Raw genomic sequence first — 26,392 nt, forward strand, 5'->3', positions numbered from 1 at the left:
CGGTGTCCTCGTCCTCCCGCCTCCAGTCCCTCGACAGCTGGTACTCCGAAGGGTGGAAGGGCCTGAACGTCGCCGTGCTCGGGCTCGGCGCGACCGGGTTCTCGGTCGCCGACACCCTGGTCGAGCTCGGCGGTGCGGTCACGGTGTACTCGTCCGACGCGCCGTCGGACAGCGTCGACCTGCTCGACGTCATCGGTGCGCGCTTCGTGCAGACGCCGCTCGACACCGTGCCGGCCGCGCTGCAGGAGCAGGCACCGGACGTCGTCATCGTGTCGCCCGGCCTGCCGCCGCACAACGCGACCGTTCAGTGGTCCGTCCAGAACAGCACGGTCTGGGGCGACATCGAGCTCGCCTGGCGCGTGCGCGACAAGGTCGTGCGCGGTCCGGTCGCGGCACCGTGGATCACGATCACGGGCACGAACGGCAAGACCACCACGACGCAGCTCACGACCGCGATGTACGAGGCCGGCGGCCTGCGTGCCGTGGCCTGCGGCAACATCGGCGTGCCGGTGCTCGACGTCGTCCGCGACCCGGACGGCTACGACGTGCTCGTCGTCGAGCTCTCCAGCCACCAGCTGCACTACATGGCGACCTCAGGCGACGGCGCGGTCGTGCCGCTCGCGAGCGCCTGCCTGAACATCGCCGACGACCACCTCGAGTGGCACGGCTCCGCCGCGGCGTACCGCGCCGCGAAGGCCAAGGTCTACGAGCGCACCGTGATGGCGTGCGTCTACAACACCGCCGACGACGTCACGCGCGACATGGTGCAGGACGCCGACGTCGTCGAGGGCTGCCGTGCCGTCGGCTTCACGCCGGGGGTGCCCGCGCCGGGGGACGTCGGCATCGTCGAGGACGTCCTGTGCGACCGCGCCTTCAACGACGACCGTCGGAACAGCGCGCTCGAGCTGTCGACTCTCGCCGACCTCGAGGTCGCCGGGCTCGCCAGCCCGCACATGACGATGAACGTCCTGGCCGCCGCGGCCCTCGCCCGTGCCGGCACCGTCCAGCCGAGTGCGATCCAGTCCGCCGTCCGGGCCTTCCGCGCCGACCACCACCGCACGGAGCTCGTGGCCGAGTCGGCCGGCGTCGCGTGGGTGGACGACTCGAAGGCCACGAACCCGCACGCCGCCACCGCCTCGCTCGCCTCGTTCGACACCGTGGTGTGGATCGTCGGCGGCCTGTTCAAGGGCGTCGACGTCGACGGGCTCGTCGCACGCTTCGGCCCCGAGGTCCGTGCCGTCGTCGTGATCGGCACCGACCGGACCCCCGTCCTGGAGGCATTCGCGCGACACGCGTCCGGGGTGCCGGTGCTCCAGGTGGAGACGACGGACACTGATCAGGTCATGCCCGAGGCGGTCCGGCATGCCGCATCGGTCGCGAGGCCGGGCGACACGGTCCTCCTCGCCCCGGCGGCTGCGTCGTTCGACCAGTTCGGCTCCTACGCCGACCGGGGGCGTCGTTTCGCGGCGGCGGTCCACGAGCACCTGGGAGGCAACGCCGATGGCGACGACGGATCTTCCGAACAGTCGTAGCACGCCGGCGACGGGCAACCCGCGTCGCACGAACGGCGCACTCGTCGCCGTCAAGAACGTCTTCGTCGCCGAGTCCAGCACCTTCTACACGATCCTCGGCGTCACGCTCTTCCTGGTCGTCTTCGGCGTCGTAATGGTCCTGTCGTCGTCGAGCGTCGAGCAGTACGCCGCGACGCACGACTTCTTCGGCGCAGCGTCCCGCCAGGGTCTGTACGCGGTCCTCGGCATCCCGCTCATGCTCGTCGCGAGCCGAATCCCGACACGGCTGTGGCGGAAGTGGGCGATGCGGTTGCTCGGTGCCGCCCTCGTCCTGCAGCTGCTCGTGTACACACCGCTCGGCATCGACGTCCAGGGCAACCGGAACTGGATCGGCATCGGCTCGTTCACCGCGCAGCCGTCCGAGGTCGTCAAGCTCGGCCTGGTGCTCGGCATCGGCGCGATCATGTACGTCAAGCGCGACAAGCTCGACGACTGGAAAGAGGTGTTCATCCCGATCGGGATCGCCTCGCTCCTGTCGCTCGGCCTCGTGATCCTCGGTGGCGACCAGGGCACCGCGATGATCATGCTCATCCTGGTCCTCGGCGCGCTCTACGTCGGCGGGGCCCGCGCCCGCCACCTGCTCGTCGGCCTGGCGGCGATGGCGGTCATGCTGCCGTTCGTCACGATGGCGTCGTCGTCCCGTCAGGTGCGCATCAGCGCCTGGCTGTCCGGCTGCACCGACTCCAACCAGTACGCCGACCTGTGCTGGCAGCCCGTGCACGGCATGTGGGCGCTGGCGTCCGGTGGCGTGTTCGGCGTCGGACTCGGCAACTCCAAGGCGAAGTGGTCGTGGCTGCCCGAGGCGGACAACGACTACATCTTCGCGATCATCGGCGAGGAACTCGGCCTGATCGGCGCCGTCGTCGTGCTCGCACTGTTCGTCGTGCTCGCCGTCGGCATGATCAAGATCATCCGGCAGTCCCGCGACCCGTTCGTGAAGACCGTCACGGGCGGCATCCTGGCGTGGATCATCGGCCAGGCGCTCGTGAACATCGCCGTGGTGCTCGGCCTGCTGCCGGTCCTCGGCGTCCCACTGCCGCTGATCTCGGCCGGCGGGTCCGCGCTCATCATGACCCTGGTGGCGATCGGCGTCGTGCTGTCGTTCGCCCGAGACCTGCCCGGGAAGAACGACCCGCGCACCACGAACCCGCCCCTCGACAGCACCACCACGAACGGACGACTCCGGTGAGCAAGTACCTCTTCGCCGGCGGGGGCACCGCCGGACACGTCAACCCCCTGCTCGCGGTCGCTGACCGGCTGACCGAGCGCGAGCCGGATGCCGAGGTCCTCGTCCTGGGCACCGCCGAGGGCCTCGAGTCCCGCCTGGTGCCGATGCGCGGCTACGAGCTCCTGACGATCCCGCGCCTGCCGTTCCCCCGGAAGCTGAACGGCGCGGCCCTGCACTTCCCCCAGCGCTTCGCCGCGGCCGTCAAGCGCACCGAGCAGATCATCCGCGAGCGCGAGGTCGAGGTCGTCCTCGGCGTCGGCGGCTACGCGGCGGCACCGGCGTACATCGCGGCCCGGCGCACCGGCACCCCGATCGTCGTGCACGAGCAGAACGCGAAGCCGGGGTTGGCGAACCGCCTCGCCGCGTTCCTCACCGAGCACGTCGGCCTGACCTTCTCGAACACCCGACTGCGGCACGGCCGGGTCGTCGGCATGCCGCTCCGGCGCGAGATCGAGTCGCTCGACCGCCGTGCCAGTCGTGCCGAGGCCCTCGCCGAGTTCGGGCTCGACCCGGCTCGCCCGGTGCTCCTCGTCACGGGTGGTTCCTCGGGCGCCCGAAGCATCAACCGCACGATCAACAAGTCCGCGGCGACCATCTTGGGTGCCGGCTGGCAGGTCCTGCACGTCGTCGGCGCCGCGTCGGACATCGGTCCGAGCGACCTCGACGGCTACCACGTGCTCGCCTACTGCGACCGGATGGACCTGGCGTACGCGGCGAGCGACTTCGTCGTGTCCCGCTCCGGCGCCGGCATGGTCTGCGAACTCACCGCGGTCGGGCTGCCGAGCGTGCTCGTGCCGTACCCTGTCGGCAACGGCGAGCAGCGGCACAACGCGAAGGACGTCGTCGACGCCGGGGGAGCCGTGCTCGTGGCGGACGGGGAATTCGACCCCGACTGGGTGACGTTCCAGCTCCTGACGATCCTGCAGGACCGGGCCCGCATCGCGGACATGACGGTCCGGGCGGGCAGCGTCGGACACCGCGACGGCGCGGACCGGATGACCGACCTCGTCCTGGACGCAGCACGAGGCACCGCACGAGGCAACGGCGCCGCCAGCACCACGGAGGAACCATGACCATCAAGCCGGACCTGACGCAGCCGATCCCGGAGGACCTCGGCACCGTGCACTTCGTCGGCATCGGCGGCGCCGGCATGAGCGGCATCGCCCGGATGTTCCTCGCTGCCGGTCACCGCGTGACGGGCAGCGACTCCCGCGAGACCGAGACGACGGGCATCATGCGCGACCTCGGCGCCGCGGTGCACATCGGCCACGACGCCGCGAACGTCGGTGACGCGGACACGATCGTCGTCACGAGCGCGCTGTGGCCGGACAACCCCGAACTGCTCGAGGCGCAGCGCCGCGGCCTGCCGGTGCTGCACCGGTCCCAGGCCCTCGCCGCCCTCATCGCCGAGCACCGCCTCGTCGCGGTCGCCGGCGCGCACGGCAAGACCACCTCGACCGGCATGATCGTCACCGCGATGGTCGAGCTCGGCCTCGACCCGAGCTTCGTCAACGGCGGCGTCATCCAGTCGCTCGGCACGAGCTCGGCACCGGGCTCGAGCGACCTGTTCGTGGTCGAGGCCGACGAGTCCGACGGTTCGTTCCTGCTCTACGACGTCGCCGTGGCCCTGATCACGAACGTCGACGCCGACCACCTCGACCACTACGGCAGCGAGGAGGCCTTCACCGAGGCGTTCGTCGAGTTCGCTGCGAAGGCGAGCGAGCGCGTCGTCATCTCGAGCGACGATGCCGGCGCGAAGACCGTCACAGCGGGCATCCGCGCGCGTGCCGACGCCCCCGAGGTCGTCACCTTCGGCGAGGCCGTCGACGCCGACGTGCGCATCGAGCGGATCATCGAGTCCGCGGGCGTCGAGGTCGCGTTCCGCGCCGGTGGCGAGGCACACCACCTGACCCTGCGCGTGCCGGGCCGGCACAACGCGATCAACGCCGTCGGCGCCTTCGCGGTCCTGACCGGTCTGGGCGTGAGCGCCGCCGACGCGATCCGCGGGCTCGAGGCCTTCGGCGGCACCCAGCGCCGCTTCGAACTGCACGGTGTCGAGCGCGGGGTGTCGGTCTACGACGACTACGCGCACCACCCGACCGAGGTCGCCGCGGCGCTCAAGGCCGCCCGCAACGTCGTCGGCGACGGCCGCATCATCGCCATCCACCAGCCCCACCTGTACTCGCGCACCCGTCTCATGGCCGGTGACTTCGCGCGGGTCTACGAGGAGCTCGCCGACCACACGGTCGTCCTCGACGTCTACGGCGCGCGCGAGGACCCGGAGCCCGGGGTCACCGGTGCCCTGGTGCAGGAACGCTTCGCCGACCAGTCCCGCGTGGAGTTCCTGCCGGACTGGGACGAGGCCGCCGCCCGTGCCGCCGCGGTCGCCCGCGACGGCGACATCATCATGACGCTCAGCTGCGGTGACGTGTACCGGATCATCCCGCAGGTGCTGGGAGCGTTGGGCCGGTGAGGCGACCCGAGGGGTTCGACGAGGGGGACGCCCGCAGGGACGCCCCGGTCGAGGGCGCCGACGCGCCCCGGCAGCGTCGTGGCCCCTCGATGCCGCGGCTCCCGTTCCGCGGGCGCACACCCGACGACCGGGAGGCCCGTCCCGCGTCCGACGCGTCGGCTGCGGTCGACGAGGCCCCGGCCGTCACTCCCGCACCCGGTTCCTCCGGATCGCGCCCCCCAGCGGTCGGTGCGCCCCCGAGCACCGGGGCGCGACGGCCGTACGCGGGCGCGGAACCGACCACCGATGCCGCAGACTCGACGCGCGACCGCGTCGGCGCCCTCGCGGGCGCGGCCGGCCGCCGCGTCGGCGCCGGCTTCGGCGCCGTCGCCGACCGCCTGCGCGAGTACACACCGGACGAGGAGCACCGCGACCCGCGCCCCGACGCGGGCAACGCGCCCCGAGGAGACGGGGCGCGACGACCGTCCGGGGGCGCGGCGGGCAGTGCACGCGAGCACGACGCGACCGTGACCGACGTGCTCGACGCTGGGAGTGCCTCCCGGCCGGTCCAGCACGACGACGCACCCATCGGTGCCGGCGTCCGCGCTGCCGAGACCGCGCGTGAGGCGCGCATCGCGAAGCGTCGCCGTCGCCTGCTCGAGCGGGCCGAGGTGCGGCGGTTCACCCGGCGCAGTCGCCACCGTCGCGCCGCGTGGATCACCGCGGCCGGCATCGTGCTCGTGCTCGGCGTCTCGATCCTGGTGGCGGTGTTCTCGCCGCTGATGGCCCTGCAGACGATCGAGGTCAAGGGCACCAACCGCGTCGACGAGACCGCGCTGCGGCAGGCCCTGTCCGACCAGATCGGCACCCCGCTCGCGCGGCTCGACTTCGACGAGATCAAGCAGGACATCGCCGGCTTCCCGCTCATCGAGAGCTACGTGACCGAAGAGGCCCCGCCGCACACCCTCGTCGTGACGGTGACCGAGCGCACGCCCGTCGTGGCCGTGAAGTCCGGCAGCTCGTTCGACCTCGTCGACCCGGCCGGCATCGTCGTGCAGTCGTCGCCGCAGCGTCCGGCCACCATGCCGCTCGCCGACATCGCCCGTGCGCGCCTCGGGTCCTCGAGCTTCCGCACGATGACCGAGGTCGTGCTGGCGCTGCCGTCGACCGTCCGGTCGCAGGTCACGCGGGTCGCCGGATCCACCGCCGACGACGTGACCCTGACGCTCAAGGACGGCTCGACCGTCGTGTGGGGGAGCCCCGACGACTCCGAGGCGAAGGCCGCGCTGCTCGCCGCCCTGGTGAAGGACCACGCGGCGCGGAACCCGGGTGTCGTGGTCGAGTACGACGTGTCCGCACCGGACAACGGCGTGATCCGCGCGAAGGACTGAATTGCCGACCTGATCGGCGACACGCGGCGTGGCGGGGCGACAGTGCGCGGAACCCACCCGTAGCGTCGAAGCCAGCACCACATCTACCAGCATTGCCCCTGAACTTCAAGTAGAGGTTGAGGGTTCAACCGGAGGCCTGACTGACGTGACCACGAACCACAACTACCTCGCCGTCATCAAGGTCGTCGGTGTCGGCGGCGGCGGCGTCAACGCCGTCAACCGGATGATCGAACTCGGCCTCCGTGGCGTCGAGTTCATCGCGATCAACACCGACGCGCAGGCGCTGCTGCTCAGCGACGCCGACGTCAAGCTCGACGTCGGCCGCGAGATCACCCGCGGCCTCGGCGCCGGCGCGGACCCCGAGGTCGGCCGTCGTGCCGCCGAGGACCACGCCGAGGAGATCGAAGAGGCCCTCGCCGGTGCCGACATGGTCTTCGTCACCGCCGGTGAAGGCGGTGGGACCGGCACGGGTGGTGCGCCCGTCGTCGCCCGCATCGCCAAGTCGATCGGCGCCCTCACCATCGGTGTCGTCACGAAGCCGTTCAGCTTCGAGGGCAAGCGTCGCCAGTCCCAGGCCGAGAACGGTGTCGCCGGGCTCAAGGACGAGGTCGACACGCTCATCGTCGTGCCGAACGACCGCCTGCTCGAGATCAGCGACCGCGGCATCTCGATGGTCGAGGCGTTCGCCACGGCCGACCAGGTGCTCCTCGCCGGCGTGCAGGGCATCACCGACCTCATCACCACCCCGGGTCTCATCAACCTCGACTTCGCCGACGTCAAGTCCGTCATGCAGGGTGCGGGTTCCGCGCTCATGGGCATCGGCTCGTCGCGCGGCGCCGACCGTGCCATCAAGGCCGCCGAGCTCGCCGTCGCGTCCCCGCTGCTCGAGGCCTCGATCGACGGAGCGCACGGTGTGCTGCTCTCGATCCAGGGTGGCTCGAACCTCGGCATCTTCGAGATCAACGACGCCGCGCGTCTGGTGCAGGAAGCCGTGCACCCCGAGGCGAACATCATCTTCGGTGCGGTCATCGACGACACCCTCGGCGACGAGGTCCGCGTGACCGTCATCGCCGCGGGCTTCGACGGCGGCGAGCCGGCGCAGCAGCAGAAGGAGCGTCGCTCGAGCTACGTCGACCCCGAGTCGAGCGCGACGGCCCCCGTCGCCGCCTCGACCGGTGCGATCGAGGACTCCAGCACGTCGAGCCCCTCCTGGGCCTCGCAGGAACACCAGCCGCCGGTGCAGCGCGCCGCCGACCCGGCGTTCGACGACGACGACGAGCTCGACGTCCCCGACTTCCTGAAGTAACCCCTCCTTGGTAGCAGACACGCGCCTCCCGTCCGCCTCGTCATCAGACGACGGACTGGAGGCGCGTCTCGCGTCCGTCAGAGGTGGCATCGCCGACGCGGCGCGCGCCGCAGGGCGCTCGGCCGACGACCTCACGCTGATCGTCGTCACGAAGTACCACCCGGCGTCACTCGTCCGTGCGCTGGCGTCACTCGGCGTCACCGACGTGGGGGAGAACCGCCACCAAGAGGCACAGGCCAAGGCCGCGGAGCTCGCCGACCTCGACCTGACCTGGCACTTCATCGGGCAGCTGCAGTCGAAGAAGGCCCGGCAGGTCCGTCGCTACGCGCACGTCGTGCAGTCCCTCGACCGCACGTCGGTCGTGGATGCCTTCGCACCGACCGAGGCCGAGCCGGATCCACCGGTCATCGACGGGTTCGTGCAGGTCAACCTGACCGACGACCCCGGCCGCGGCGGCGTGCAACCGGAAGACGTCGAGGCGATGGCCGCACGCGTGCTCGAGACCGGCACCATCCGGTTGCGCGGGGTCATGGCCGTCGCGCCGCTGGACGAGGAGCCCCGTGCGGCGTTCGCTCGGCTGCGGGCGATCTCGGACCAGGTGGTGGCGCTCGAGCCCGGCGCCACCGACATCTCGGCCGGCATGAGCGGCGACTACGCCGACGCCGTGCTCGAGGGCGCGACACACCTGCGGATCGGTACCGCAATCACGGGAAATCGGCCGGCGGCACCCTAGCCTCGTTGCAGGGCATCCACGTGCACCAACCTCCGGAGGAACCATGGCCAACCCGCTGAAGAAGACGATGGTCTACCTCGGCCTCGCCGACGAGGAACTCGACTACGAGGACGAGCAGCCGCAGCAGGCCGCGCCCACGCGCCAGCAGGCTCCCGCCACTCCGGCCGCAGCCCCGCAGGATGCCCCCGCCCCGGCGGACGCTCCCGCGGCCGCCGCAGCTCCGGCAGCGGCCCCGGCCGCCGCTCCCGCGAAGACGCACACCCACCAGCGCGGCGCCCAGGTCACTCCGCTCCGCCGCTCGCACACGACCGCACAGAAGGCGACCCCGGTCCAGGAAATGAACGAGATCCTCACCGTCCACCCGCGCGAGTACAAGGACGCCCAGTCCATCGCCGAGAGCTTCCGCGACGGGATCCCCGTCATCATCAACCTCTCGCAGATGACCGAGAACGACGCCCGACGCATGATCGACTTCGCCTCCGGCCTGTCGCTCGGCCTGTACGGCAAGATCGAGCGCGTCACGAACAAGGTCTTCCTGCTGTCGCCCGCACACGTCGCAGTGAGCGGTGAGCCGGCTGAGGTAGAGTCCGACATCGAGGCGAACTTCTTCGCCCAGTCCTGAGCCGTCCCCCGGCCACCCGCCCGTGAGCGTCGTAGCATGACGGCACTCGCCCGAGACGAGCGAGCCCCATCGTGTCCGTGATCCTAGGGATCATCTCCCTCGCCCTCCTGCTGTACTTCTTCGTCATGTGGGGGCGGTTCGCGCTCGACCTCGTGCAGAACTTCAACCGGTCCTGGCGGCCGCGCGGGGGGCTGCTCGTGGTCTCCGAGTTCGTCTACACGATCACCGATCCGCCGATCCGCGCGGTCCAGCGGGTCCTGCCGCCGCTCCGCATGGGGCCGGTGGCACTCGACTTCGGCTGGACGATCGTCATGCTCGTCGTGATCATCGCCCGGGTCGTCGTCAACGGCATCGCCGTCGCGGTCTGACCCGATCCAGGTCCGTTCCTGGCTCGATCCCGGCCCGCTCGTGGGTCGATCCAGGTCCGCGACACGCGCCGCGCCGATGCAGCGGTCGTCGTTCCTCCCCGTCGTCGGTGTACGGTGGTCGGGATCGATGCTCGCCTCCGGCGCGGCATCCGCACCACACGTGGTGACTGGTAAGTTCGGTCACGACGCAAGTGGTTCCACACGTTCAGCAGTTCTATTGAGGTGACGGCAATGGCTTTGACGCCGGAAGACGTAGTCAACAAGCGGTTCCAGCCGACGAAGTTCCGCGAGGGCTACGACCAGGACGAGGTCGACGACTTCCTCGACGAGGTCGTGGTCGAGCTGCGTCGCCTGACCGCGGAGAACGACGAGCTCCGCCAGCGCCTGCAGGCGGTCGAGTCGGCCCCGCAGTCGGCGCAGACCGAGCAGCCCGCTCCCGCGGCAGAACCCGAGCCGGAGCCCGTGCCGGCCCCGGTCGAGGCGGCTCCCGAGCCCGCTCCGGTCGCAGCGGCTGCCCCGGCGACCACGGTCCCGGCGGACGAGGACACCGAGGGCACCACGAACCTCCTGACGCTCGCGCGTCGTCTCCACGAGGAGCACGTCCGCGAAGGCGTCGAGAAGCGCGACGCGCTCATCGCCGAGGGCACCGCCCAGGCAGCGCGTCTCGTGTCCGAGGCCGAGGCCAAGCAGCGCCAGATCATCGCCGACACCGAGAACACGAACCGTCAGCGTGTCCAGGTGCTCGAGCAGGAGCAGCGCCAGCTCGAGGGCAAGATCGACGAGCTCCGGACGTTCGAGCGCGACTACCGCGCCCAGCTCAAGAGCTACATCCAGGGGCAGCTCTCCGAGCTCGACTCCTCGAACGAGCAGTCCGGTCTCACCCCCGCGCCGGCATCGGCGCAGGGCTTCGGCAACTGACGTTGTCACGACCAGCATCACGAGCGAAGGTCAGTGTCCGCGCAATCGCGGCACTGGCCTTCGCCGCTGTCGTGGTGGTGGCGTTCGACCAGGTCGCGAAGGCACTGGTCGTCGCGAACCTGCCGTACGGCACCCCCGTCCCGATCCTGGGCGGGGCGCTCCAGTTCCTGTACGTCCGGAACCCCGGGGCGGCGTTCTCCTTCGCGGTGAACATGACGTGGGTGTTCTCGATCATCTCGGCGGCGGTCGTCGTCGCGATCATCATCTACTCGCGTCGGATCCGGTCGATGTGGTGGGCGGTCGTGCTCGGCATGCTGCTCGGCGGCGCGCTCGGCAACCTGATCGACCGACTCTTCCGTGAGCCCGGCTTCGGCCGCGGCCACGTGGTCGACTTCATCTCGACGCCGTGGATGATGCCGGCGATCTACAACGTCGCCGACTCGTTCATCTGCATCAGCATGGTGGTCTTCGTGCTGCTGGTGATCCTCGGGGTGAACCTCGACGGGTCCCGCACGGTGTCCGCCAAGCGCGGCGCTGCGCAGGCGGACACGACGGAGCCGCTCGACGGCGGGGCCGCGTTCTCGGTGCCCGCAACCGACGCGGCATCGGCCGCAGCCGACGTGGCGGAGCCGAAGCGGGCCTCCCGTCCGGAGCAGCACGACCGGCGCGACGCGCTGGGGCACGACGCCACGTGAGCGAGTCGCGTTCTCTTCCCGTACCCGACGGGCTCGCCGGTGAGCGTGTCGACGCCGCCATCGCGAAGCTCCTCGGGTTCAGCCGGTCGTTCGCGGCCGACGTGGTCGCCGCCGGTGGGGTCCGGGTCGACGGCGTCCCCGTCGACAAGTCCGACCGCCTGCACGCCGACTCGTGGCTCGAGGTCGAGTGGTCCCCGAGGGAGCCGCCGCGCATCGTGCCGGCGGCCGTGCCCGGGATGACGATCGTGCACGACGACGAGGACATCGTCGTCGTCGACAAGCCCATCGGCGTCGCCGCGCACCCCTCGCCCGGCTGGGACGGCCCGACCGTGCCCGGGGGCCTCGCCGCAGCTGGGTTCACCATCGCGACCTCGGGCGCCGCCGAGCGTGCGGGCATCGTGCACCGCCTCGACGTCGGCACGTCGGGACTCATGGTCGTCGCGAAGACCGAGCTCGCGTACACCCACCTCAAGCGGGCGTTCAAGGAGCGCACGGTCGAGAAGGTCTACCACGCACTCGCGCAGGGGCACCCCGACCCGACCTCTGGCACCGTCGACGCCCCGATCGGCCGGCACCCGTCGAGCGACTGGAAGTTCGCGGTCACCGCCGACGGCAAGCCGAGCGTCACCCACTACGAGACCCTCGAGGCGTTCCGGTCGGCGACCCTGCTCGAGGTGCACCTCGAGACCGGGCGCACCCACCAGATCCGCGTGCACATGGCCGCGACCCGCCACCCGCTGGTCGGCGACACGATGTACGGCGCCGACCCGGTCCTGGCGCAGGAGCTCGGGCTGACCCGCCAGTGGCTCGACGCCGTGCGACTCGGTTTCGACCACCCGCGCACCGGCGAGTGGGTGTCGTTCCAGGCGGAGTACCCCGACGACCTGCGCCTCGCGCTCGACCGCATCCGAGCCGCTTCGTCCTGACGGGCGCGCGCGTCGCGTCGGGCGCGCCGGTCGCGCCGTCGCGTCGGTCGCGCCGTCGCGTCGTCGCGTCGTCCCGCCGAGGTTCCGAAATCTCGGCATCTCGGCGCACTGTGCGTCGGTCTGTGGAACCTCGGCGGAGCGCACACGGCGTGTTGTGGAACCTCGACGGGGGAGCGACGGGCGTGTCGCGCGCGTAACGAGCGCGTGACGCCCACCCCCGGCCGGGAGGCCCGTGGCGACGCCGCCCCGTGCCTCCCGTCCGCCACGCGCGGGCTCCACCGCCGTGGGGACACGATCTGCTGGCTTCGGGCCCGCCGAGCGACGGTTCCTGCACCCTCGCCGGGCTGCGCGCGGCGTGTCGTGCGACCTCGGTGTCGGACCGCTCGGACACGCGCGGGTTTGTCCGCGGTCGCGGTTAGGCTGTTCGCGTCCCGCAAGCAGCTCGTTCGACCGGAGGTTCCGTGGCGGATTCCGACTCCTTCGTCCACCTGCACGTGCACAGCGAGTACTCGATGCTCGACGGCGCGGCCAGGCTCGGCGACCTCGTGCAGGAGACCGCTGCGCAGGGCATGCCGGCCGTGGCGGTGACCGACCACGGCAACATGTTCGGCGCCTTCGAGTTCTGGAAGGCCGCCAAGGCCGGCGGCGTCAAGCCGATCATCGGGACCGAGGCGTACATCACGCCCCGGACGCACCGCACGGACAAGACCCGTGTGCGGTGGGGCGACGGCGGTGGGGACGACGTCTCCGGTGCCGGTTCGTACACGCACATGACGATGTTCGCCGAGAACACGACGGGCATGCACAACCTGTTCCGGCTGTCGTCGAAGGCGTCGCTCGAGGGCTACTACTTCAAGCCGCGCATGGACATCGAGCTGCTCGAGGAGTACCACGAGGGCATCATCGCCACGACGGGGTGCCCGTCGGGCGAGGTCCAGACGCGCCTGCGCCTCGGCCAGTACGACGAAGCCGTCAAGGCCGCCGCCGACTACCGCGACATCTTCGGCAAGGAGAACTACTTCGCCGAGGTCATGGACCACGGACTCGAGATCGAGCGTCGGATCATGAGCGACCTGATCCGGCTGGCGAAGGACCTCGACATCCCGCTGGTCGGCACGAACGACTTGCACTACACGCACGCGCACGACGCCAAGTCGCACGCGGCCCTGCTGTGCGTGCAGTCGGGTTCGACGCTGAACGACCCGAACCGGTTCAAGTTCGACGCCGACGAGTTCTACCTGAAGTCCCCGCAGCAGATGCGGCACGTCTTCCGCGACAACCCCGAGGCCTGCGACAACACGCTGCTCATCGCCGAGCGGTGCAACGTCGAGTTCGACACCTCGGCGAACTACATGCCGAAGTTCCCGGTGCCGGCGGGCGAGACCGAGCACTCCTGGTTCGAGAAAGAGGTCGCGAAGGGGCTGGACTACCGGTACCCCGACGGCATCCCGGCCGAGGTGCAGGAGCGTGCCGACTACGAGGTCGGCATCATCAACCAGATGGGGTTCCCGGGGTACTTCCTCGTGGTCTCCGACTTCATCCTGTGGTCGAAGAACAACGGCATCCGCGTCGGCCCCGGCCGTGGTTCCGGTGCCGGCTCGATGGTCGCGTACGCGATGCGCATCACCGACCTCGACCCGATCCGGCACGGCCTGATCTTCGAGCGGTTCCTGAACCCGGACCGCGTCTCGATGCCCGACTTCGACGTCGACTTCGACGACCGGCGCCGCGGTGAGGCGATCAAGTACGTCACCGAGAAGTACGGGTCGGAGCGCGTCGCGCAGATCGTCACGTACGGCACGATCAAGGCGAAGCAGGCGCTGAAGGACTCCTCGCGCGTCCTCGGGTTCCCGTTCGGCATGGGCGAGAAGCTCACCAAGGCGATGCCGCCGCCCGTGATGGGCAAGGACATCCCGCTCACCGGGATCTTCGACAAGGACCACCCGCGCTACAAGGAAGCCGTCGACGTCCGCACCGTGGTCGAGAACGACCCCGAGGCGAAGACCGTCTTCGACACCGCGCTCGGGCTCGAGGGGCTGAAGCGCCAGTGGGGCGTGCACGCGGCCGGCGTCATCATGTCGAGCGACCCGCTCATCGACATCATCCCGATCATGAAGCGGGAGCAGGACGGCCAGGTCGTCACGCAGTTCGACTACCCGGCAGCGGAGTCGCTCGGCCTGATCAAGATGGACTTCCTGGGGCTCCGCAACCTCACGATCATCAGTGACGCCCTCGACAACATCAAGAACAACCGTGGCATCGAGCTCGACCTCGAGACCATGGGGCTCGAGGACCCCGAGGCGTACGCGCTCCTGCAGCGCGGTGACACACTCGGCGTCTTCCAGCTCGACGGCGGGCCGATGCGTGGGCTGCTGCGCCTGATGAAGCCCGACAACTTCGAGGACATCTCCGCGCTCATCGCCCTGTACCGTCCGGGCCCCATGGGTGCGAACTCGCACACGAACTACGCGCTCCGCAAGAACGGCGAGCAGGCGATCACGCCGATCCACCCGGAGCTCGAAGAGCCCCTGGCGGAGATCCTCGGCGGGACCTACGGCCTGATCATCTACCAGGAGCAGGTCATGGCCATCGCGCAGAAGGTCGCGGGGTTCTCCCTCGGCCAGGCGGACATCCTCCGCCGCGCGATGGGCAAGAAGAAGAAGTCCGAGCTCGACAAGCAGTACGCGGGCTTCGAGAAGGGCATGCTGGACAACGGCTACTCGGCTGCGGCGATCAAGATGCTGTGGGACATCCTGCTGCCGTTCTCCGACTACGCGTTCAACAAGGCGCACTCCGCCGCGTACGGCGTCGTCTCGTTCTGGACCGCGTACCTGAAGGCGCACTACCCGGCCGAGTACATGGCGGCGCTGCTCACCTCGGTGGGCGACGCCCGCGACAAGCTCGCGCTGTACCTGAACGAGTGCCGCCGTATGGGCATCAAGGTCATGCCGCCGGACGTCAACGAGTCGATCGGCTTCTTCGCCGCTGTCGGTGAGGACATCCGGTTCGGCATGGGCGCGATCCGCAACGTCGGGTTCAACGTCGTCGACGACATCGTGAAGGCCCGCACCGACAAGGGCCCGTTCGAGTCGTTCCACGACTTCCTGCGCAAGATCCCGATCTCGTCCGCGAACAAGCGGACCGTCGAGTCGCTCATCAAGGCGGGTGCCTTCGACGAGTTCGGCGACTCCCGCCGCGCCCTGGTCGAGATCCACGAGGGCGCGGTCGAAGGCGCCGTCAAGGTCAAGCGTGACGAGGCCCACGGCAACGTCGGCTTCGACTTCGACTCGCTGTTCGCCGAGGTCGCCGAGGAATCACCGGCCACCGGTCCGGTGTCACAGGTGCCCGACCGTCCGGAGTGGTCCAAGCGCGACAAGCTCGCGTTCGAGCGCGACATGCTCGGCCTCTACGTCTCGGACCACCCGCTCGCGGGGCTCGAGATCGAGCTCGCGAAGCACCAGTCGATCACCATCGCCGACCTCATCGCGGCCGACGACTCGGTCGAGGGCGAGACCGTCACGGTCGCGGGTCTGCTGACGAGCGTGCAACACCGGGTGGCGAAGACGAGCGGCAACCCGTACGGCATCGTCGACATCGAGGACTTCGGTGGCCAGATCGGCGTGATGTTCCTCGGCAAGACCTACCAGGAGTTCGGTCCGTCGCTCGTGGCCGACTCGATCGTGGTCCTGCGCGGTCGTGTGAACGTCCGCGACGACGGCAAGGCCCTGCACGCAGTGAGCATGTTCCAGCCGGCGATCGGCGACGCGATGGGCTCCGGCCCGCTCACGTTGTCGCTGCCGGAGCGGCAGGCCACCACGTCCACGGTGACGGAGCTCGCGGCCGTGCTCGGACGGCACCAGGGTGAGACCGAGGTCCGGCTGAAGCTGCTGAAGGACGACGTCGCGCGCACGTTCGAGCTGCCGTTCCCGGTGAACCTGACACCCGACCTGTTCGGCGAGCTGAAGAGCCTGCTCGGGCCGCGCTGCCTGGTGTAGCGGGGGCGTGACCGTGGCCGGACACCGGATCTTCGGGACGCCCTTCGCGGGGGTCTACCCGCACTACCTGGCGAAGGTGGAGCGGAAGGGCCACACGAAGGGCGAGCTCGACGCCGTCATCACGTGGCTGACCGGGTTCGACGACGCAGCGCTCGCACGGCACCTGGCGGACGAGACCACGTTCGAGGACTTCTTCGCCGCCGCGCAGCTGCACCCGAACGCGCCGCTCATCACTGGCGTGATCTGCGGCGTCCGGATCGAGGAGATCGACGACCCGCTCATGCGTCAGATCCGGTACCTCGACAAGCTCGTCGACGAGGTCGCGAAGGGCCGTCCGATGGCGAAGGTGTTGCGGACCGCGTGACCGGAGCCGGCGGGAGCGTTCCCGGCGCCGAGGCGCTGCGTGCCTTCGGGGTCGCCGGGTCCACGCCCGTGCCGCTCGCGGGTGGGCGCGGGCTGACCTGGCGTGCCGGGGGCATCGTCCTCCGGCCCCACGACGGCGCTGCGGTGACCGACTGGCGTGCCGGCGTCCTGTCGGAACTCGAGCGCGCAGCGGAGTCCGAGCACCCGGCCGAGTTCCGCACACCCCGCCCCGTGCCCACCCGCGACGGCAGCTGGCGGTCGGGGGACTGGGAGGCGTGGGAGTTCGTGCCCGGCGCGGCCGACGAGTCCCGCGTCGAGGACGTGATCCGGGCGGGTCGTGCCTTCCACCGCGCGATCGCAGACGTCGAGCGGCCCGCGTTCCTCGGCACGGATCCCGGCGCCGTCAGCGCAGCCAGCGCCGGCACCGACCCGTGGGCCCGTGCCGACCGGATGGCGTGGGGCGAGGAGCCGCTGCCGGCGGACCCGACCCTCGCCCGGCTCGCCGCGGCGTTCCGGCCGGTCCGAGCACCGTCGCAGCTGGTCCACGGGGACCTGCTCGGCAACGTGCTGTTCGCCGACGGGCAGCCACCGACGATCATCGACTGGCCGCCGTACTGGCGCCCGGCGGGGTTCGGCACCGCGATCGCGGCCGTCGACGCGGTGTGCTGGCACGGGGTCCCGGTCGGTCGGCTCGACGCGCTCGGCGCCGACGAGCCGAAGTGGCGTCAGCTGCTGGTCCGGGCGCTCGTGTTCCGCATCGCGACGCTCCACCAGCTGGGCGCGTGGGACGCGACGTGCGTCGCACGCCACCGTCCGGTGGTCGATGTGGTCGCCGTCTGACGGGAGGCCCGTGGCGGGGCTGCCACGGGCCTCCCGTCAGCAGGTGCGTCGTGTCAGGCGCCTCGCCCGGTGATCGCGCGGATCCGCGCGACGACGCGGGGGTTGCGCGCCCCGAAGCTCAGCGCGGTGAGCCGGCGGAGCGACACGGTCGCCCGGTGGACGAGCAGGCCCGTCGCCTCGGCGATGTCGGAGACGGCGTGCCACCGGGCACGGAGCGATGCCGGGTCGATCTCGGTGGCGGCCGCCATCCGGATCAGCTCGACGAGCCCCTCGCCGCCACGCCAGGAGGTGCTCTGGTTCTCGAAGCGGCGCAGGATGCGGTCGATCGCCGAGGCACGGTGGTTCGCGACGGCGTGCGACCAGCGCACGTCCTGCGACACCGGGTCGACGAGGATCCAGCGGGGGGCGTTCGCGTTGAGCGCCGAGAGCTGCGCGAACGTCGTCAGGGTGCCGAGGGCGATCGCGACGTCGAAGATCTGCCGCGGGCGACCGCCCACGGCGATGGCTGCCCCGGGGAACGCCTGCCGCGCGGTCCGGATCTGCGACTTCGCGACGATGACCGTCACGACCACGTCGTCCGGAGCGGCTTCGAGGGTGTTGAGGACTCGAGCGACGACTTCGTTCGTCAGGTCCGCCGGCACGTGCAGTGCGACGCGGACCACGTCGTCGTCGGGCAGGAACGCGTCGGCGAACACGTCGACGGCGTCGCGGTAGCGGGCGAGGAACAGGGCGACGGCACCGGCGTAGAACGGGTACCGCTCGAGCAGGATGCGCTCGTGCTCCAGCCGGAGCGACGGGCCGCGGTCACCGCTGAAGCTCGTCGAACCCGTGTGCAGGACGAGCGCGCGGTTCGCCAGGACCGACGTGTAGCCGTGCTCGTTGATGCGCAGGCAGAAGTCGTTCTCCTCGCCGTAGCCGGGGGAGAAGACCTCGTCGAACAGGCCGAAGCGGTCGACCATCTCGCGCCGGATCAGGAAGCAGAACCCCATCGCCACCGGCGACACGGTCGAGCGGGGGAGCAGGTACTTCGTGCGGCCGTGCAGCTCGCGCGTCCGGCGCGGCGGTAGCGTCGCACGCGGGTTGCGCCGGGCGTACGGGAACGACGCGATGGTCGCGTTGTCGCTCCGCGCACACACGACGCCGATCGCGTCGTCGGACGCCAGCACGGCGGTCATCTCGTCGAGGAACCCGGGCATCGGCACCGTGTCGCTGTTGAGCAGCAGGACGTCGTTGCCGGTCCGGTCGAGCTCGAGGACGGCGCGGTTGCAGTTGCCGACGAACCCGAGGTTGCGCGGGTTGCGGGTGTACTCGAAACCGGGGTGCTCGCCGACGAGTTCGAGGACGCGGGCTTCGATCGTGTCGACGTGGGGTCCGACGTCGTTGGCCAGCAGGACCCGGTCGACCGAGAAGTCGACGGTCTCCAGGAGGGCCTGGATGCAGCGCTCGAGGCCGGGGAGGTCGTCGTAGATCGGGACGACGATCGTCACCGGACGTCGGTCGCGGCTCATCGTCGCACCAGCTTCCGTGCGACCACACCCGGTCGGGCGAGCAGTCGGCCGATCGTTCCGGAGCGGGCGCGCACCCGGTTCGCGAGCAGGCCGAGCGCGGCGCGCGCACTCGTGGCACCGAGCGACGCGTACGCGCCCGGGAGTTCGAACCAGTACCGCGCGGCCTGGGGGAGTCGGTAACCCTCGGTGCCGACCAGCGCGACGAGGCGTGCGATCGCCGCCGCGTTGTCGTGGCCTGCGCCCGTGACCGAGGCGAGCCGGTCCGGAGCAGCCGCACCGTGCCTCCTGGCCGTGTCCGGGTCGGTCGCGTACGACGCGAGCGCGTTCGCGAGGGCCGAGACGTCGTCGGCGTCCACGAGCACGCCGGTGACACCGTCGTCGACCAGCTCCGCGCTCCCGCCCTGGCGGGTCGCGACGACCGCCTTGCCCAGGGTCATGTACTCGGCCGTCGTGCGGCCGAAGGCCTCGATCGTCGACGGCGTGATGCAGACGTCCGCCGCATGGATGAACGGAGCGGGCGTGTGCTGCTCGCCCGCGAACACGACACGGTCGGCGACGCCGAGCGCGCGGGCGCGCTCGGTCAGACGCTGGTCCTCGCCGGGGTGCTTCCAGCTGCCGACGAAGCACACGCTCGCGGCGACGCCACGCTCGTGCAGCGCGCCGAGGGCGTCCACGACCCGGTGCTGCCCCTTCGACTCCTCGACACGCCCGAGGACCGTGATCCGGAGTCCGGGCTCGGCCTGCGGGAACGGTGCGACCGCCGGCTTCTCGTCCTTCGTGGCCAGGAGTCGCTCGGTGTCGACCGTTGGGTACGCGACGGACAGCTTGTCGGCGGAGATGTACTGCGCCAGGTGCTCGCGCATCGCCTCGGAGTTGGTGACGACGGCGCCGGACAGCAGGCCGATGTCGCCGAGGACGCCCGCGCGCCCGGTCTGGAACTGCAGCCCGTGGTCGAGGTCGCCGTACTCACGGACGAACCACGCCTGCGGGATCCCGAGGACCGCGGCGGCGAACGACGCCCACGGTGCGACGAGGGTGTTCGTGACCACCAAGTCCGGGCGCTGCCGCTCGTACAGACGGATGATCGCGTTCACCGCGGCGTAGTCGACGGTGGCGAACGCGGCACGTTCCGCGGCCGGAGCCGGCTGCGGGCTCGGCAGTGCCCACCCGCGGAACCGCAGGGCGTCGTAGGACCAGCCGCGGTCGTCGAGCGCCTCGATGAACTTGCCCTTCGGGGCCTTCGTGACGAAGGTCGGGGTCATCGTCGGGTCGATCGCCAGCCAGTCCTCGACGAACCGGAGGAGGGACCGCTCCGCGCCGCCGAGGTTGACGGGCGCCGTCGAGTGGTTGGCGAAGCTGACGATCACCCACCAACTCTACTGATGATTTTCCAAGCGTTTGCTCTCTGGCCACTCGCCGCGCGCCCCAGTCACCGCGTCGAACGTGCGTTGTGCAACCAGTGTGCGAGAATGCCTCGTCCCTGAATCCCTGTGAGGAGCGCTCCGTTGCGCCCCGGAGGAGCCTGCACCCGAAGCATGACGTACCTGAACGAGCTCATGTCGTCGCGCGAGTTGCTGATGAACCTCACTGCGCGCGAGGTCAAGGGCAAGTACCGCCGCACGGTCTTCGGGCAGCTGTGGTCCCTGATCAACCCACTCGCGACGATGCTGATCTACACGATCGTGTACTCGTTCATCTTCCGGGCGCGTCTCGAGGTCGGTGACCCCAGCGGACTGAACATCTACCCGCTGTGGCTCATGTGCGGCCTGCTGCCGTGGATCTTCGCGCGCAACGTCATCAACTCGGGGATGACCTCGATCGTGGCCAACGGCTCGCTGATCAAGAAGGTCTACTTCCCGCGGATGACGCTGCCGCTGGCGGCCGTCGGGTCGTTCGGCTTCACGTGGCTCGTCGAGATGGGTGTGCTGTTGATCGCCCTCGCCATCGCGGGTTCGAACTTCTGGATCTACCTGCCGCTGATCGCGCTGACGATGGTGTTCCTCGCCATGTTCGCCGCCGGCCTCGGGCTGATCCTGTCGATCATCAACGTGCACTTCCGCGACATGCAGCACCTCGTCGGCATCGGCCTGCAGATGTGGATGTACCTGTCGCCGATCATCTACCCGCTGTCGCTCGTCGAGGACGCCGCGAACAAGGCCGGACACCCGTGGATCATCCACGTCTACAAGCTCAACCCGATCGAGCGGTTCTCCGAGGTCTTCCGGAACCTCATGTACGACAACCGTCTCCCGAACTGGACCGATCTGGTCGCGTGCGCCATCGCTGGATGCGCCTCGCTCGCACTCGGCTACTTCGTGTTCTCCCGCAACGAGAAGAAGCTGGCTGAACTGCTGTGAGCGATGCTGCCGTCACCGTCGACCACGTGTCGAAACGATTCCGCATGTACAGCGAGCGAAACGACTCGCTGAAGAGCATGGTCATGCGCGGCAAGAAGTCCGTGCACGAGGACTTCTGGGCACTGAAGGACGTGTCGTTCGAGGTCCCGCAGGGCAAGACCTTCGGCCTGATCGGCAAGAACGGGTCCGGCAAGTCCACGCTGCTGAAGTGCCTGGCGAAGATCCTCTGGCCGGAAGAGGGCTCGATCACTGCCCGCGGCAAGCAGGCGTCGCTGCTCGAGGTCGGTTCCGGCTTCCACCCCGAGCTCTCCGGTCGCGAGAACGTGTTCCTGAACGGCTCGATCCTCGGGATGAGCCGCAAGGAGGTCACGCGGAAGTTCGACGACATCGTGTCGTTCTCCGGCGTCGGCCACTTCATCGACCAGCCGGTGAAGAACTACTCGTCGGGCATGTACGTCCGACTCGGGTTCTCCGTCGCGGTCGCGGTCACCCCGGACGTGCTCGTTGTGGACGAGGTGCTCGCCGTCGGTGACGCGACCTTCCAGAAGCGCTGCCGGACGAAGTTCAAGGAGATGAAGGACGAGGGCCGCACCGTCATCCTCGTCTCCCACTCGATGAGCACGGTCAAGGACATGTGCGACGAGGTGGCTTGGCTCAATGAGGGCGAGCTGAAGATGATCGGCAAGACGAACGACGTCGTCAAGGCGTACAACGAGACCGTCTGAGCGCGAGCTCGACTGCGAGAGGGAACAGACGTGTCCGAAGAGACCCCCGCGACGATGCGGTCCGAACGCCGGTTCACGGTCGGCGTGGTCCTGGCCGTGTACAACGTCGCGCGCTACCTGCCCGACCTGCTGGGATCGCTCGAGCGGCAGACCCACCCGCTGACCGACGTGCAGCTCGTCTTCGTCGACGACGGCTCCACCGACGGCAGCCTGGAACTCCTGCAGGAATGGGCCGAGTCCCGCCGTGACCACGTCACGGTCGTGGGGCAGACGAACGCGTGGGTCGCCGCTGCCCGCAACTCAGGGATCGAACACCTGGATGCGGAGTGGGTGACCTTCGCGGACCCGGACGACGTGTTCGACGAGCGCTACTTCGAAGAGGTCGTCAAGTTCATCGGCCTCCACGGTGCTCCGCGCGTCGGCATGCTGGTCACGCACCAGCTGCGGCTCAACGAGCAGCTCGAGCTCGTCGACTCGCATCCGCTCCGGGTCAAGTTCGCGAAGGGGTCGCGGATCGTCGACCTGACGCAGGAGCCCGTCATCCAGATGGCCGTCAACTCGGCCTTCTTCCGGACCGCAGCGATCCAGGAACACCAGATCCGCTTCGACGGGCGCATCCGCCCGGTGTTCGAGGATGCCCACTTCATCGGCTCCTACCTGCTGGCGTCCGGACTGAGCGACGTCGGGATCCTCGCCTCGGCGAAGTACCACTACCGCGTGCGAGGCGACGGTACGTCGCTGATGGAGAGTCACTTCGACCACCCGGGCAAGTACACCGACGTGCTCCGGTACGGCCACCTCGACCTCATCCGCTCGGCCGAACGTCTTGGCGGCGTCCCCAGGTGGCTCGAGAACACGCTGCTCTACGACCTGTTCTGGTACTTCAAGAACGAACGTGCCCTGAACTCGGCTTCGGCACTGGCCCCGAGCCACACCTTCGACGAGTTCCACACGTTGATCGCGTCGATCCGGGCCGGGATCTCGGACGACGCCATCCGCTCCTTCGACGCGATGGGCGTCGAGTTCGCCGTGCGCAAAGCACTCCTCGACGGGTACACCGGTGCTCCGGTCCGACCGCAGTACGCGAAGGTGGAACGGGTCGATGAGACCCGTCAGCACGTCAAGTTCACGTACTGGTTCACCGGCGAGCTGCCGGATGAGCGGATCGTCACCGACGGGCGTGACGTCGCCCCGGTGTACGCGAAGACCCAAGACCTCGTCTTCTACGGCGCCGCGGTGCTCCGCCAACGCCACGTGTGGGTCGACCGTGGTCGGCTGACGCGCCTCTGGATCGACGGTGCGGTGGTGCCGTTCAGCCGAGGCGAGCGGTACGAGCCGGACGAGGCCCTGACGCTCCGCCAGCTCCGGCCCCAGATCCTCGGACAGCGCAAACGACTCGAGGGTCGGTGGTCGGACGTGTCGACCCCTGCACTGCAGCACCTCAAGCGCCAGGCGCGTGAGGTGTACGAGAACGTCCGATCCGGGCGGTACCGCCGCCGGACCGAGGACGCGATCCTCGGTGTCTCGGTGCGGACGCGCCGGACACGCGAGCGGTACGAAGACGCCTGGGTGTTCATGGACCGTGACACCGATGCGAACGACAACGCTGAGCACCTGTACCGGTGGGTGCGAGCGAACCACCCAGAGATCAACTCGTGGTTCGTCCTGGCGCGGGGCTCGAAGGACTGGGACCGGTTGCGGGCGGAGGGCTTCCGACTGGTCGCGTACAAGTCGTCAGAGTGGCGGAAGCTCATCATGCACGCGGCGCACCTCGCCTCGTCGCACATCGACGTCTACGTGGTGAGCCCGCTCCCACGCTGGCGCTACGGACAGCCGCGGTTCACCTTCACCTGGTTGCAGCACGGTGTGACCAACTACGACATCTCCCGGTGGGTGAACTCCAAGCCCGCCGAGCTGTTCGTGACCGTCACCCCGCAGGAGAAGGCGTCCATCGCGGGTGACGGGCCGTACACCTTCACCGAGCGTGAAGTCGTCCTGACCGGGTTCCCGCGTCACGACGAGTTGCTGCGGAAGCGGCGTGCGACGCCGCTGGCGGACCGTGACCTGATCCTCATCATGCCGACCTGGCGGAAGAAGCTCGCCGGTCAGCAAGTGCCGGGCAGCAACGAGCGGGCGAAGAACCCGCTGTTCGCATCCAGCCAGTACGCCTTGGAGTTCGACGCGCTCATCGGTTCCGAACGGCTCCGGGACGTCGCCGCTCGTACCGGTAAGCGCATCGTCTTCATGCCGCACCCGAACATGCGTCCCTACCTGACCGACTTCACGGTGCCCGACTGGGTCGAGGTGTGGGACTTCGCGGCAGTGAACGTGCAGGACGTCCTCGCCCGCGCCGCGTCGATGGTGACCGACTACTCCTCGCTGGGGTTCGAGGCGGCGTTCATCGACGTTCCGCTGGTCTACTTCCAGTTCGACGCGGCATCGTTCTTCGACGGATCGCACGTCGGTCGCCGCGGTTACTTCGACTACGAACGCGACGGGTTCGGCCCGGTCGCCGACACCGTCGCCGGTGTCGAGGCCGCGATCGAACGCATCGGCGACGACGCGTGGGTGTCCGCCCCGGAGTACCTCGCGCGCACTGCGGCGGCCTTCGTGACCCGCGACGAGCACAACGCCGAGCGGGTGATCGACGCGATGCTCGCGCTCGACGGTGCTCCACGCATCACGGAGCCCCAGCAGGCCGTGGAACGCGTGACCAGCAGCTGAGCCCCGTCAGCCCAGCGCGGGGACGCGGACCTTCGTCTCGATCATGTTGTGGTCGGAGGGGATCACCGACGTGCCGGGGTTCCAGTTGTTGACGAACTCGTCACTGCCCTGCAGCCCCTGGGTCAGGATGTAGTCGATCCGCTGACCGTCCTTGTTCGGGTCATCGGCTTGCTTCGACGGCGCCTGGTAGTTGTTGTACGTCGTCTTGGCAGTTCCGTAGCGGTGCTGTGATGCCGAGGCGTCGTAGAAGCCCCCTCGGATCAACGTGGGCTGCGCGCCGTCGATCGCGTCCTCCGGGTACCGGCTGTCGTTGAGGTCGCCGCCCAGCAGGACGGGAAGCCGCTTGCCCGCGGCGTTCGGGGTGTTGACCCGGTTGAGCGCCGTCAGGAGTTGCGTGGAGTTTTGACCGAGGAGCGTCTTCCGCGGTGTGCTGTACGCGCTCGACGGGATGCCGTAGTGCGCGGCGACGACGTAGAAGGTGGTCCCGCTGCCGTCCTTGGCCTGCAACTCCGCCCACGGGGTGTTCGTGTCCGGCGCCGCCGAGGCAGGGGAGACCTCGTAGTCCTTGATGCCGGCGAGGACACCGTGGTCGAGGACCGTGTACTTCGCCGGGTCGTAGTAGATCCGGTTGCCCTGGTGGGACTTGCTGACGGTCATCGGGGCGGTGTCGACCAGCTGCAGGTTCGGGAGGCGTCGATCGAGATCCAGGTAGGCCTGCTCGGATCCGGAACCGTTCGAGAGACCACTGGCCTCGAGGACGGTGAGCACGTCGGGGGCTTTGTCGTTGATCACCTTGGCGATCGCTGGCGCACGCTCGGCCCAACCGGGAGTGCCGCTCGTCTCGCAGCCGGAGCACAGGACGTTGTAGCTGGCGAGGTGCACGGGCGTGCCGGAAGCGTTCGGCTTCGTGGGCGTGGGCCAGGCGCTCACCTGCGCAGACTTCCGGACGAAGGTCGAGTTGAAGTAGGTGTTGCGCGCCATCGCGCGGACGTAGATCGGGTTCCCGTACGCGACCGAGGTCAGGTCGCTGTCGGATCCCGGCAGGGTCCACGTGCGGGTGGCAGGGTCGAACGCCGACGACCACGGCGTGAAGTGCGGCGTCCACCGGTCAGGGGTCCGGTTCTCGTTGGGTCCCGCTGACCATCGCACTTGGTAGTCGCTCGCGTTGGCGACCTCGGGGATCGACACCGTGACGCCGTTCGTCGCGGGCTTCGCCGTGATCGTGCCGAAGTTCGCCACGGCGTTCGGTTGGAGCTTCGTCGTGACCGTCTTCGCCCAGGCGCCAGCCGTCGTGCCGGTCTTCGCCGCGACCGTCACGTAGTACGTCTTGTCGGGCTGGAGCCTCGTCATCCACGCTCCGACGGCGGTCGAGTCCTTGTAGACCGGGCTGCCGAGATCCGACCGCGTCGACCACTTGAGGACGTAGGCGGTCGCCTTCGGGACCGCTTTCCAGGTCATCTTGACGCTCTTGCCGGCCCAGTCCTGTGTGGCCTTGGCCACTCCGGTGACCTGCGCGGGCTTCGCCGCGGCCTGAGCCGGTGCCACCACGAGCACCGACGACACCGCGATCGCGCCGACGACGACGAAACGAGTGATCCAACGAGAAGACATCCCGACCCCCTGACCTGATCTCCGCTCGACGGTAGACTGTCTCGGCTCCGGGCGGTATC

General features: G+C 69.5%; 21 protein-coding genes. 18 read left to right on the forward strand and 3 right to left on the reverse strand.

The features are described from left to right. Window positions 1-2: 2 nt before the first annotated feature. From murD to EDF51_RS00710, 15 genes are all read left to right on the forward strand, one after another. Complete coding sequence (gene murD, locus EDF51_RS00640) at window positions 3-1,532, forward strand: UDP-N-acetylmuramoyl-L-alanine--D-glutamate ligase (RefSeq protein WP_131846258.1); 1,530 nt, start codon at window positions 3-5, stop codon at window positions 1,530-1,532. Then, a complete protein-coding gene (gene ftsW, locus EDF51_RS00645; protein ID WP_134193494.1) occupies window positions 1,501-2,760 on the forward strand; it encodes a putative lipid II flippase FtsW in 1,260 nt (419 codons plus the stop codon). The genes murD and ftsW overlap by 32 nt, the downstream gene beginning before the upstream one ends. Then, window positions 2,757-3,872 (forward strand): UDP-N-acetylglucosamine--N-acetylmuramyl-(pentapeptide) pyrophosphoryl-undecaprenol N-acetylglucosamine transferase, encoded by a 1,116-nt coding sequence (locus EDF51_RS00650; protein ID WP_134193496.1) that lies wholly within the window; start codon window positions 2,757-2,759, stop codon window positions 3,870-3,872. Before ftsW ends, EDF51_RS00650 begins: the two co-directional genes overlap by 4 nt. Then, window positions 3,869-5,272, forward strand: coding sequence for a UDP-N-acetylmuramate--L-alanine ligase (gene murC, locus EDF51_RS00655; protein ID WP_134193498.1), 1,404 nt, complete (start codon window positions 3,869-3,871; stop codon window positions 5,270-5,272). Before EDF51_RS00650 ends, murC begins: the two co-directional genes overlap by 4 nt. Further along, window positions 5,269-6,642 carry an FtsQ-type POTRA domain-containing protein gene (locus EDF51_RS00660; protein WP_134193500.1) on the forward strand — a complete coding sequence of 458 codons (1,374 nt, stop codon included), beginning with the start codon at window positions 5,269-5,271 and terminating at the stop codon, window positions 6,640-6,642. Before murC ends, EDF51_RS00660 begins: the two co-directional genes overlap by 4 nt. A gap of 145 nt (window positions 6,643-6,787) precedes the next feature. Continuing rightward, window positions 6,788-7,948, forward strand: coding sequence for a cell division protein FtsZ (ftsZ, locus tag EDF51_RS00665; RefSeq protein WP_111085783.1), 1,161 nt, complete (start codon window positions 6,788-6,790; stop codon window positions 7,946-7,948). A 7-nt stretch (window positions 7,949-7,955) separates the two neighbouring features. Then, window positions 7,956-8,681, forward strand: coding sequence for a YggS family pyridoxal phosphate-dependent enzyme (locus tag EDF51_RS00670; protein ID WP_131846254.1), 726 nt, complete (start codon window positions 7,956-7,958; stop codon window positions 8,679-8,681). Window positions 8,682-8,724: 43 nt separating this feature from the next. After that, window positions 8,725-9,303 carry a cell division protein SepF gene (sepF, locus tag EDF51_RS00675; RefSeq protein WP_131846253.1) on the forward strand — a complete coding sequence of 193 codons (579 nt, stop codon included), beginning with the start codon at window positions 8,725-8,727 and terminating at the stop codon, window positions 9,301-9,303. 71 nt (window positions 9,304-9,374) lie between these two features. Continuing rightward, a complete protein-coding gene (locus EDF51_RS00680) occupies window positions 9,375-9,671 on the forward strand; it encodes a YggT family protein (RefSeq protein WP_131846252.1) in 297 nt (98 codons plus the stop codon). A 231-nt stretch (window positions 9,672-9,902) separates the two neighbouring features. Then, window positions 9,903-10,589, forward strand: coding sequence for a DivIVA domain-containing protein (locus EDF51_RS00685; protein WP_165901402.1), 687 nt, complete (start codon window positions 9,903-9,905; stop codon window positions 10,587-10,589). A gap of 2 nt (window positions 10,590-10,591) precedes the next feature. Next, entirely contained in the window at window positions 10,592-11,284 is a 693-nt protein-coding gene (gene lspA / locus EDF51_RS00690; RefSeq protein WP_243837052.1) for a signal peptidase II, read from the forward strand. Beyond that, on the forward strand, window positions 11,281-12,210 hold the full coding sequence (locus EDF51_RS00695; protein ID WP_134193502.1) for an RluA family pseudouridine synthase: 930 nt from the start codon (window positions 11,281-11,283) through the stop codon (window positions 12,208-12,210). Before lspA ends, EDF51_RS00695 begins: the two co-directional genes overlap by 4 nt. A 461-nt stretch (window positions 12,211-12,671) precedes the next feature. Beyond that, a complete protein-coding gene (gene dnaE / locus EDF51_RS00700; protein ID WP_123292471.1) occupies window positions 12,672-16,205 on the forward strand; it encodes a DNA polymerase III subunit alpha in 3,534 nt (1,177 codons plus the stop codon). Between the two features lie 13 nt (window positions 16,206-16,218). After that, window positions 16,219-16,569: a DUF2200 domain-containing protein gene (locus EDF51_RS00705; RefSeq protein ID WP_123292834.1), complete on the forward strand. Its 351-nt coding sequence runs from the start codon at window positions 16,219-16,221 to the stop codon at window positions 16,567-16,569. Further along, window positions 16,566-17,408, forward strand: a complete 843-nt coding sequence (locus EDF51_RS00710) for a hypothetical protein (protein WP_243837053.1) — start codon at window positions 16,566-16,568, stop codon at window positions 17,406-17,408. Before EDF51_RS00705 ends, EDF51_RS00710 begins: the two co-directional genes overlap by 4 nt. A gap of 53 nt (window positions 17,409-17,461) precedes the next feature. Here EDF51_RS00710 and EDF51_RS00715 read toward each other — a convergent pair whose 3' ends face one another. Both EDF51_RS00715 and EDF51_RS00720 read right to left on the reverse strand, forming a co-directional pair. Beyond that, on the reverse strand, window positions 17,462-18,916 hold the full coding sequence (locus EDF51_RS00715; protein WP_134193504.1) for a glycosyltransferase family 2 protein: 1,455 nt from the start codon (window positions 18,914-18,916) through the stop codon (window positions 17,462-17,464). Then, complete coding sequence (locus tag EDF51_RS00720; protein ID WP_134193506.1) at window positions 18,913-20,283, reverse strand: glycosyltransferase family 4 protein; 1,371 nt, start codon at window positions 20,281-20,283, stop codon at window positions 18,913-18,915. Before EDF51_RS00720 ends, EDF51_RS00715 begins: the two co-directional genes overlap by 4 nt. A gap of 168 nt (window positions 20,284-20,451) precedes the next feature. On the opposite strand from EDF51_RS00720, the gene EDF51_RS00725 reads away from it, so the two are divergent. From EDF51_RS00725 to EDF51_RS00735, 3 genes are read left to right on the forward strand one after another with little or no spacing between them, the layout of a single operon-like run. Further along, a complete protein-coding gene (locus tag EDF51_RS00725; RefSeq protein WP_132100582.1) occupies window positions 20,452-21,273 on the forward strand; it encodes an ABC transporter permease in 822 nt (273 codons plus the stop codon). Between the two features lie 44 nt (window positions 21,274-21,317). Next, complete coding sequence (locus EDF51_RS00730; protein WP_111039170.1) at window positions 21,318-21,998, forward strand: ABC transporter ATP-binding protein; 681 nt, start codon at window positions 21,318-21,320, stop codon at window positions 21,996-21,998. Window positions 21,999-22,028: 30 nt separating this feature from the next. Then, a complete protein-coding gene (locus EDF51_RS00735; protein WP_134193508.1) occupies window positions 22,029-24,722 on the forward strand; it encodes a CDP-glycerol glycerophosphotransferase family protein in 2,694 nt (897 codons plus the stop codon). Window positions 24,723-24,728: 6 nt separating this feature from the next. Here the strand turns inward: EDF51_RS00735 and EDF51_RS00740 are convergent, their stop codons facing one another. Further along, entirely contained in the window at window positions 24,729-26,333 is a 1,605-nt protein-coding gene (locus EDF51_RS00740) for a hypothetical protein (RefSeq protein ID WP_134193510.1), read from the reverse strand. Window positions 26,334-26,392: the final 59 nt, after the last annotated feature.

It is taken from the genome of Curtobacterium sp. PhB25, from assembly GCF_004365375.1.
Classification (GTDB): domain Bacteria; phylum Actinomycetota; class Actinomycetes; order Actinomycetales; family Microbacteriaceae; genus Curtobacterium.

Excerpts from the sequence above, each read along its gene's own strand:
- EDF51_RS00730 (WP_111039170.1), top strand. The coding sequence starts at position 21,318 with ATGTACAGCGAGCGAAACGACTCGCTGAAGAGCATGGTCATGCGCGGC.
- EDF51_RS00715 (WP_134193504.1), bottom strand. The coding sequence starts at position 18,916 with ATGAGCCGCGACCGACGTCCGGTGACGATCGTCGTCCCGATCTACGAC.
- EDF51_RS00685 (WP_165901402.1), top strand. The coding sequence starts at position 9,903 with ATGGCTTTGACGCCGGAAGACGTAGTCAACAAGCGGTTCCAGCCGACG.
- sepF (WP_131846253.1), top strand. The coding sequence starts at position 8,725 with ATGGCCAACCCGCTGAAGAAGACGATGGTCTACCTCGGCCTCGCCGAC.
- murC (WP_134193498.1), top strand. The coding sequence starts at position 3,869 with ATGACCATCAAGCCGGACCTGACGCAGCCGATCCCGGAGGACCTCGGC.
- ftsW (WP_134193494.1), top strand. The coding sequence starts at position 1,501 with ATGGCGACGACGGATCTTCCGAACAGTCGTAGCACGCCGGCGACGGGC.
- EDF51_RS00740 (WP_134193510.1), bottom strand. The coding sequence starts at position 26,333 with ATGTCTTCTCGTTGGATCACTCGTTTCGTCGTCGTCGGCGCGATCGCG.
- EDF51_RS00725 (WP_132100582.1), top strand. The coding sequence starts at position 20,452 with ATGACGTACCTGAACGAGCTCATGTCGTCGCGCGAGTTGCTGATGAAC.